General features: G+C 70.2%; 8 protein-coding genes. 4 read left to right on the top strand and 4 right to left on the bottom strand.

Features of this window, described 5'->3' with window-relative positions:
* On the bottom strand, positions 1–649 hold a 649-nt coding region (locus QR77_RS21905; RefSeq protein WP_150130577.1), incomplete at its 3' end, for an MFS transporter.
* A 120-nt stretch (positions 650–769) separates the two neighbouring features.
* Between QR77_RS21905 and QR77_RS21900 the strand changes: the two genes are divergently transcribed.
* Both QR77_RS21900 and QR77_RS21895 read left to right on the top strand, forming a co-directional pair.
* Entirely contained in the window at positions 770–1,792 is a 1,023-nt protein-coding gene (locus QR77_RS21900; protein ID WP_040023789.1) for a WYL domain-containing protein, read from the top strand.
* A 36-nt stretch (positions 1,793–1,828) separates the two neighbouring features.
* Entirely contained in the window at positions 1,829–2,281 is a 453-nt protein-coding gene (locus QR77_RS21895; protein WP_040023787.1) for a hypothetical protein, read from the top strand.
* 99 nt (positions 2,282–2,380) lie between these two features.
* Here QR77_RS21895 and QR77_RS21890 read toward each other — a convergent pair whose 3' ends face one another.
* Complete coding sequence (locus QR77_RS21890) at positions 2,381–3,139, bottom strand: phosphoglyceromutase (RefSeq protein ID WP_040023786.1); 759 nt, start codon at positions 3,137–3,139, stop codon at positions 2,381–2,383.
* Between the two features lie 143 nt (positions 3,140–3,282).
* Here QR77_RS21890 and QR77_RS21885 point away from each other — a divergent pair, with 143 nt between their 5' ends.
* Positions 3,283–4,710 (top strand): MFS transporter, encoded by a 1,428-nt coding sequence (locus QR77_RS21885; protein WP_078876998.1) that lies wholly within the window; start codon positions 3,283–3,285, stop codon positions 4,708–4,710.
* On the opposite strand, the gene QR77_RS21880 is transcribed toward QR77_RS21885, so the two are convergent.
* Positions 4,618–5,517, bottom strand: a complete 900-nt coding sequence (locus QR77_RS21880) for a hypothetical protein (RefSeq protein WP_150130421.1) — start codon at positions 5,515–5,517, stop codon at positions 4,618–4,620. The genes QR77_RS21885 and QR77_RS21880 overlap by 93 nt on opposite strands.
* Positions 5,518–5,735: 218 nt before the next feature.
* Positions 5,736–6,533 (bottom strand): YwqG family protein, encoded by a 798-nt coding sequence (locus QR77_RS21875; RefSeq protein ID WP_040023784.1) that lies wholly within the window; start codon positions 6,531–6,533, stop codon positions 5,736–5,738.
* A gap of 233 nt (positions 6,534–6,766) precedes the next feature.
* On the opposite strand from QR77_RS21875, the gene QR77_RS21870 reads away from it, so the two are divergent.
* Positions 6,767–8,224 (top strand): APC family permease, encoded by a 1,458-nt coding sequence (locus QR77_RS21870; protein ID WP_078876996.1) that lies wholly within the window; start codon positions 6,767–6,769, stop codon positions 8,222–8,224.
* Positions 8,225–8,576: the final 352 nt, after the last annotated feature.

The raw sequence follows: 8,576 nt of genomic DNA, 5'->3' as shown, positions 1-8,576 counted from the left end.
ACGCGGGTGACGCGGGTGACCTGAGCGGGAGTGCCGGCAGCAGCGCGACCACGCCCACCACCGCCGGCACCCCGAGAGCCGCGACCGCCAGGAACGTGGCCCGCCAGCCGTACGCCCCGCCGATCAGCGTCCCCAGCGGCACGCCGAGCGCGGTGGCCACAGCCGTCCCCGCACCGATCGTGCCCAGCGCACGGCCGCGCCGCCCGACCGGGACCAGTTCCGGGGCGACGGCGGCCGCGGCCGGGGTGAAGACGGCGGCGCTCAGCGCCGCGACCACCCGGACGGCGAGCATCGCCGCGTACGAGTGGACGAGCGCGGCGGCGACGTTCGTCGCCGCGAACAGCGTGAGGCTGCCGACGAGGACCGGACGCCGGCGCAGCCCGCCGATCGCGATGCCGAGCAGCGGGGCGCCGACGGCGTACGCCAGCGCGAACACCGTCACGAGCTGCCCGGCCGCACTCTCGCTCACCCCGAGGTCGCGGCTCATCGGTGGGAGCAGCCCGGCGATGACGTAACCGTCGGTCCCGATGGCGAACATGCCGACGGCGAGCAGCGGCAGCAGGAGGACACGACGGGGTGACGGGGAGGCGAGCACACTCCCACCACCGGCGGGAACGGAACGGTGGGCGAAGAGCGAGCGGGGGGACATGCTCGGTGGTACCTCCGAAGAGCGGGCGGCGCGCGCACACGGCGACACCGTGACGAGGTCGGAAACGTACGAGCACTCCACTGACACCTCATGTCAGTGGATGACCGCACACTTGTCCTCATGCGCGCGAGCAGACTGCTCTCCCTCCTGCTGTTGCTCCAGGCCCGTGGCCGCCTGACAGCTCAGCAGCTCGCCGACGAACTGGACGTCTCCATACGCACCGTCTACCGGGACGTGGAATCGCTCAGCGCGGCGGGAGTACCGCTGTACGGAGAGGCCGGCCACGAAGGCGGCTACCGGCTGGTCGACGGCTACCGCACCCGGCTCACCGGCCTGACCAGCGAGGAGGCCGAGGCGCTGTTCCTGTCCGGGCTGCCGGGCCCGGCAGCCGATCTGGGGCTGGGCGGGGTCCTCGCCACCGTCCAGCTCAAACTGACGGCGGCGCTGCCGGAGGAGCTGCGGGACCGGGCGGGCCGCATCCAGCAGCGGTTCCACCTGGACACCTCCAACTGGTACGACGCCGCGGGCCCCACACCCCATCTGGCCGGCGTCGTACGCGCCGTCTGGGACCAGCGCCGTATCCGGATGCGCTACCGGCGCTGGGCGGAGCCGAGGGAGGTGGACCGGACGCTGGATCCGTACGGCGTCGTCCTCAAGTCCGGCCGCTGGTACCTGCTCGCGGGCGGTACGGAGACGGCGGCGCGGCAGGGAACGCCGGGCTCGGCGGCCCGTACGTACCGCGTGTCCCAGATCCTGGACCTGGAGGTGCTGGACGAACCGGCCGCCCGGCCCGAGGGGTTCGACCTGGCCGAGCAGTGGGGCAGCTACCTGGCGGAGTTCGACCGCCGCCGAGTCCAGGGCGAGGCGGTGCTCCTTGTCACACCCGAACTGCTGGCCCGCCTCCCCCACCTGCTGGAACCGTCCCTCGCCCGCGCGGCGCGCGCCGGCGCGGGGCCGCCGGGGAGCGACGGGCGGATCCGCGTGGCCATCCCGCTGGAATCGACCGCCCACACGGCTTCCCTGGTCCTGCGCCTGGGCGCCGAGGCGGAGGTGGTGTCGCCACCCGGGCTACGGCGCGCGGTGGGCGACGCGGTGCGGACGCTGGCGGACACGTACGCACGCCGGCCGCCCGAACTCCCCTGACACAAGATGTCAGCGAGGTGCTCGTACGGTCCGCCCATGAACGACTTCGACTTCCTCACCGGCTCCTGGGACGTGGCCAACCGGTGGCGTACGGACTTCCTCGACGACACCAGCGCCTGGGAGGAGTTCCCGGCCCACAGCCACGCCTCCCGGCACTTCGACGGCGGCGCGAACTTCGACGAGATCGTGTTCCCGACCAAGGGCTTCGCCGGCCTCACCCTGCGGCTGTACGACCCCGAGCGCGCGGAGTGGTCCCTGTACTGGGCGAGCAGGCGCACCGGCACCCTGTTCCCCCCGGTCGTGGGCCGCTTCACCGACGGCAGGGGCGAGTTCTACGGAGACGACACCCACGCGGGCAGACCCATCAGGGCACGCTTCATCTGGTCGGGAACGACCGGCGACGCACCGCGCTGGGAGCAGGCCTTCTCCGTGGACGGCGAACAGACCTGGACAACCAACTGGACCATGACCCTGACCCGCAGCACCTGACGCACCTGACGCACCTGACGCACCTGACGCACAACACAACAGCGAGCCCCCTAGCTCGCGATGGGCAACCGCGGGCAGGGGGCTCGGTCGTGCGGTGCGTTACTTCTTGCCCTGGTTCTTGACGGCCTCGATGGCCGCCGCCGCGGCGTCCGCGTCCAGGTAGGTGCCGCCCGGGTTGACCGGGTGGAAGTCTTCGTCGAGTTCGTAGACCAGCGGGATGCCCGTCGGGATGTTCAGGCTCGCGATGTCGGCGTCCGAGATGTTGTCGAGGTGCTTGACCAGGGCGCGCAGGCTGTTGCCGTGGGCGGCGACCAGGACCGTGCGGCCCGTCAGCAGGTCCGGGATGACGCTGTCGTACCAGTACGGCATCATGCGGACGACGACGTCCTTGAGGCACTCGGTGCGCGGGCGCAGCTCCGGCGGGATCGTCGAGTAGCGCGCGTCGCCGCTCTGCGAGAACTCGGCGCCGTCCTCGAGGACCGGCGGCGGTGTGTCGTACGAACGGCGCCACAGCATGAACTGCTCCTCGCCGAATTCGGCGAGCGTCTGCGCCTTGTCCTTGCCCTGGAGCGCGCCGTAGTGGCGTTCGTTCAGCCGCCAGGAGCGGTGGACGGGGATCCAGTGGCGGTCCGCCGCCTCCAGCGCGAGCTGCGCGGTGCGGATGGCGCGCTTCTGGACGGAGGTGTGTACGACGTCCGGGAGCAGGCCGGCGTCCTTCAGCAGCTCACCGCCCCGGACTGCCTCCTTCTCGCCCTTGTCGGTGAGGTTGACGTCCACCCAGCCGGTGAACAGATTCTTCGCGTTCCATTCGCTCTCGCCATGGCGGAGGAGGATCAGCTTGTACGGTGCGTCGGCCATGTGCCAAAGCCTAATGGACCTGATTCCGGCCTCGGCAGCGCCTGTGGGCGGGAACTCGGTGGCGCGCGCACGGCCGGGATACGTAAGGTTCTCGTGGCCGTCTGGCCACTTACCGCGCTCGGCCTGTCGTTGGGGGATGCCGCATGCCTGTCGCCGTTCGGGTACGAGCCGCCGTACGCGATAGCGTCTCGGGGCTGCCCCCGGAGTTCTGGTGGCTCTGGACGAGCACGCTGGTGAACCGACTCGGGACGTTCGTCACGACCTTCATGGCGCTCTACCTCACCGTGAACCGTGGCTACTCGGCCTCGTACGCCGGTCTCGTCGCCTCGCTCATCGGCCTCGGCGGAGTCATCTCCTCGCTCGTCGCCGGAGTGCTGTCAGACCGGCTCGGGCGGCGGCCCACCATGCTGATCGCGCAGTCGTCGACGGCCGTTTCGGTGGCGCTGCTCGCCTTCATGCGGGATCCGGTGGCGATCGCGGGCGTGGCGTTCCTGGTCGGCATGGCCTCCAACGCATCGCGTCCCGCCGTACAGGCGATGATCGCCGACATCGTCCGTCCCGAGGACCGGGTCAGGGCGTATTCGCTAAATTTCTGGGCCATCAACCTCGGTTTCGCCGTCTCCTCGGTCCTGGCCGGCCTCATCGCGCGCTACAGCTTCCTCGCCGGCTTCCTCGGCGAGGCCCTGATGACACTCCTGTGCGCGGTGCTGGTCTTCCTGAAGGTGACGGAGTCGCGTCCCGAACGGGCCCGGGCGACCGCCGAGAAGCCGGCGGTGCCGGAGGTACGCCTCTGGGAGGTCCTGCGGAACAGGCGCTTCATGAGCGTCGTCGGCCTGAGCTTCGCGCTCGCGCTGCTCTTCCAACAGGCCTTCGTGGGACTGCCGGTGGCGATGGGCGCGGACGGTTTCAGCAGTACGGACTTCGGGCTGGCCATCGCCGTGAACGGCGTGCTGATCGTGACGCTCCAGATCCCCGTCACGCGCTTCACCCAGCACCGCGATCCGCGACGCCTGCTGATCGCCTCGGCGCTGCTGGCGGGGTACGGCTTCGGGCTGACGGCGTTCGCGGGGTCGCTCGGCTTCTACGTACTGGCCATCGGCGTCTGGTCGCTGGCCGAGATCGTCAACGCGCCTACCCAGACAGGGCTGGTGGTACGGCTGTCGCCCGTACACGGCCGGGGCCGCTACCAGGGCGTCTACAGCATGTCCTGGGCGATGGCGGCGCTGGCGGCCCCGGTGCTGTCGGGCTTCGTCATCGACCGCTTCGGCGCGCAGTGGCTGTGGGGCGGGTGCGCGGTGGCCGGTACGGGGGCGGCGGCCGGGTACTGGCTGTTGATGCGGCGGCTCGGTCCGGAGAAGGCGGAGAAGGCGGAGAAGTTGGAGAAGGCGGATGAGTACTCCGGTAGCGCGGCCGGTACCGCCGCCGGTACCGCCGCCGTTGTCGCTGTGACCGCGGCGGCGGCTGTCGAACCGGTCGGATCAGTAGGCGGACCCGGCGGCCACGCCCCTGGGAGCGCCGTCGGCCGGCGTGGCGGGGCTGAGACCCTTCTCGGCGGCGGGGATCGGGAGTGACCAGTTGGCGACGAGCTGCTTCAGGCCCGGTACGTCGAGCGAGGTGAAGTTGCCGCCGTCGGCCGCCGCGAGGTATCCGCCGTTGGGCGAGCACATCACCGGCAGGTAGTTCTTCGGGGTCGGCGCGCACTCGAAGTCGGCGACCGTACCGTCACCGTTGAGGTCGACGTTCGGGTGGTCCATGCCGACCATGTGGCCGATCTCGTGGGTGATGGCGTTCTTGGTCTTCGACGCGTTGACGGTCTTGTCGGTGCCGAACCAGTTGGGGACCGTCCAGTACTCCGTGTCCATGAACGCCCAGCCGCCCCAGGCGCTGTGGTCACCGGAGTTGTAGCACTGAAGGGCGCGCGAGAAGCCCTTCTTGCCGTCCAGCGGCCGGTACTTGACCGCCAGCGTCATGACGTGGCGCGGCTGGTCGGCGCAGTTCTCCGGGGACGGCTTGAGAGTGGTCGAGACGGTGAACTTGATGCCGGTCACCGAAGTGAGCTGAGCCGCCGCCTGCTTGGTGGCGGCGCCCAGCTTGGTCTGCGCGTCGGCGTCGGCGAACTGGAACGTGTAGCCGGTGCCGTCACCCGAGAGGGAGTACATGCCGGATTCGTCGTCGATCTTCCAGCCGGTGCCGGAGTAGATCTGGGTACCGGCGGCAGCGGCTCGCGTGGTGTCCGGTGCGGCGCCGGCGGGTGCGGACCCGGCTGGTGCGGACCCGGCGGGTGCGGCGCCGGCATCTACGGCGGGAAGCACGGCGAGCGCCAAGCCGGCGGCTATGGCGGTGAAGGAGAGTTTTCGGCCCATGCGGGTGAGGTTCATGCGGGTCCCCCCTGAAGGTACGTGCGATGCGATGCGATGCGAGTCGTACGAAGTCGGGGCGGCTCAAGGGGGGTCCGAGATCCGAAGCTCTCGCGCGACCGGCGGGTAGCGGTGAGCCCCCGAGCCACCTGCGCGCGATAGTACAGGCCAAAGCTTTGCGGCCAGTTACGGCCCGGTTCAGGCCGTTCCAACAGGCGATGAGGCGGGCTCGGTGGGACTCAGCAGGAGTGGATGGCCGCCGTGGCCATGCTGAAGTCTCCCGCCGCGAACGCCTTCGCCGGGATCGTGAAATAGATCGTTCCGGCGTCGCCCCAGCCCCATCCGAGCTCCACGTCCTCAGCGAGTTGGAGCAGATGGATCGCGGGGCCGCCGGCGTCCCGGTCGGTCACCCGGGACGCGTACGACGTGTCCGGCCAGCCGAAGGCGCGGTGACCGCCTGCGGTGTTCCCGTCGAGGTCGCCCATCTCGGTGAGGAGGAGCAACGTCGCGCCCCAGAGCTCGTCCTTGTCGAACTCGACGTCGTCGTCATCGACATCCCAGCAGTCCGGGAGCATGGTCACCCCGGCCGCGTGGACGGGTGTGGCCGGAAAGCTTCGCGCCGGTTCGGGTGCGGCTGTCTCGACCGCGCGTGCGGGATCGGCCGGAATCACGCGGCACACCTCGGGCCTGGACATGGCCAGATCCGGCCGCTCCTCGTACGGCACGTCCAGGTCGAGGTAGAAGAAGTTGAGCAGGCCCGGCCGCGTGGGGAGTTCGTCCCCGAGCCAGGGGGCGAGGGCCTCGGTGTCGAGTACGGCGTGCAGGGACAGCGGGAAGCCGTCGACCTCGGGCCAGGGGGCGCCCGGTTCGAGCAGTGCGGGGCCGCCGAGCCGGCATCGGCCGGTGGCCTTGGCGTCGTCCGTCGGAGGGGCCAGCCGGAAGCCACGGCGGGCCATCGCCGCGTACTGCCGGCCGGCCTTCTCGCCGAGCCGTTCGGCGCAGGTACGGCGCATGGTGGCGGGATCGTCGAATTCCATGGCGGGATCCTCTCAACCTCCGCTCGCCGACCAGGGGTTCGAGCGGAGGGAGCCGAAGGCGGAAGGCGGTAGGCGGAAGACCGGTCAGCGGAAGGCCGGAGGGGGAAGGTTGTTGGGAAGGCTGGGCGGAAGGCCGGAAGGAACGCACCCTATCCGTGGGAATCCGTCCGCCCTAGGCTCGGCCCCTGCCGCAGAGCCCACTCCCCCGCCGGGGCTCGCACAGGGAGACCGTGATGACCGACATCCCCGCGCCCGACAGCGCGAACAGCCTCGAACAGTACGGCTACGAGCAGCAGTTGCACCGCTCGCTGAGCTTCCGGGACCTGCTGGTCTACGGGCTGGTGTTCATGGTGCCGATCGCGCCCTTCGGCATCTTCGGCAGTGTGTTCCAGGGCTCCGGCGGCATGGTCGCGATGGCGTACGCCGTGGGCATGGTCGCGATGATGTTCACCGCGCTGTCGTACTCCGAGATGTCGCGGGCCTTCCCGATGGCGGGTTCGGTGTACTCGTACGCCGGGCGCGGCATCGCCGCGCCCGTGGGGTTCCTGTCCGGCTGGATGCTGCTGCTCGACTACGTACTCGTACCGAGCCTGCTGTACCTGATCTCCGGCGTCGCGATGAACTCGCTGGTGCCGTCGATCCCGGTGTGGGTCTGGCTGATCGGGTTCGTCATCCTCAACACGCTGGTCAACTACCTGGGCATCGAGATGACCGCCAAGGTCAACAAGGTGATGCTCCTGGGCGAACTCGTCGTGCTCGCCGTCTTCCTGGTCATCGGAATCGTCGCCCTCACGCAGGGCAAGGGACGCGGTTTCAGCTTCAAGCCGCTGTACGACTCCGGCACGTTCTCCTGGCCGCTGGTCTTCGGCGCGGTCTCGATCGCCGCGCTGAGCTTCCTGGGATTCGACGGGATCTCCATGCTGGCTGAGGAGAGCAAGGAGTCCGCGCGAGCGATCGGCCGCGCGATGGTCGGTGCGTTGCTGCTGGCAGGGACGCTCTTCATCGTGCAGACCTGGGTGGCCGCGCTGCTCGTACCCCGCCCGGACCACCTCATCAGCGCCGGTGACCCGGACGGCACCGCCTTCTACGACGCGGCCCGCACAGCCGCAGGCGGCTGGCTCGCGGGGCTGACGGCGCTGGCCACGGCGATCGCGTGGGGTTTCGCCAACTCGCTGGTGGCGCAGGCAGCGACCTCACGCCTGCTGTACGCGATGGCGCGCGACCGCCAACTGCCGTCCTTCCTGGCCAAGGTGCACCGCAAACACGGCGTACCGGTCAACGCCACCCTGCTGGTGGCGGGCGTCTCGCTGGCCCTCGGCTCATACATGGCCTCGCGGAGCGACGGCATCACGCTGCTCAGCAGCCTGGTCAACTTCGGCGCCCTGACGGGCTTCCTGGTGCTGCATGTGGCAGTGGTGTGGCACTACGTAGTCCGCAACAAGAGCCGGAGGTACTGGAGCCACCTCGCGGCCCCGGTCCTCGGCTTCCTGATCCTGGCGTACGTCGTCGTCAACGCCCAGGTGGCTGCCCAGAAACTCGGCTTCGTCTGGCTAGGTGTGGGCGTTGTATTGCTGCTGGGACTGCTGGTGGCGGGACGGAGGCCGGACCTGTCGGCTGTGGAGGCGGGGACGGGGGCGGGGGCGGGGGGTGCGGTTGGCACTGCGGAGGGAAAGGATGAGGCGGCGGTGTAGGCGGGGTTTCGGGGTGGTGCTGGTGGGAGCGGTCGGTTGGGTGCGGCGGCGGGGGTGCGGGTTCAGGCAGGCGGTCGGGGTGGGCCAGTGGGGTGTGGTGGACGTGGGGGCCGGCCCTTGCTGTGAGTTTCGCGGTTCCGGGGGGGGTGCCAAGGGCGCTCCTGCGTCGCGTCGGCTGCGCCGATTCCGCTGCGCTCCACCCTTGACACCCACCCCTCCACCGCAACTGCAACTTGAGGGGGCCGGCCCCGGGGGGACCCTCCCCGGGGATGCTCGCTTGTCCTGCCGCCCCGGCCCCCGTCTGCCACTTGCTTGCCCTGCGGGGCACGCACGAAGGGATCACTGCATGCCA

Source organism: Streptomyces sp. 150FB (assembly GCF_000818195.1).
Taxonomy (GTDB): domain Bacteria; phylum Actinomycetota; class Actinomycetes; order Streptomycetales; family Streptomycetaceae; genus Streptomyces.
This window is presented reverse-complemented; position numbering and strand designations above follow the sequence as displayed.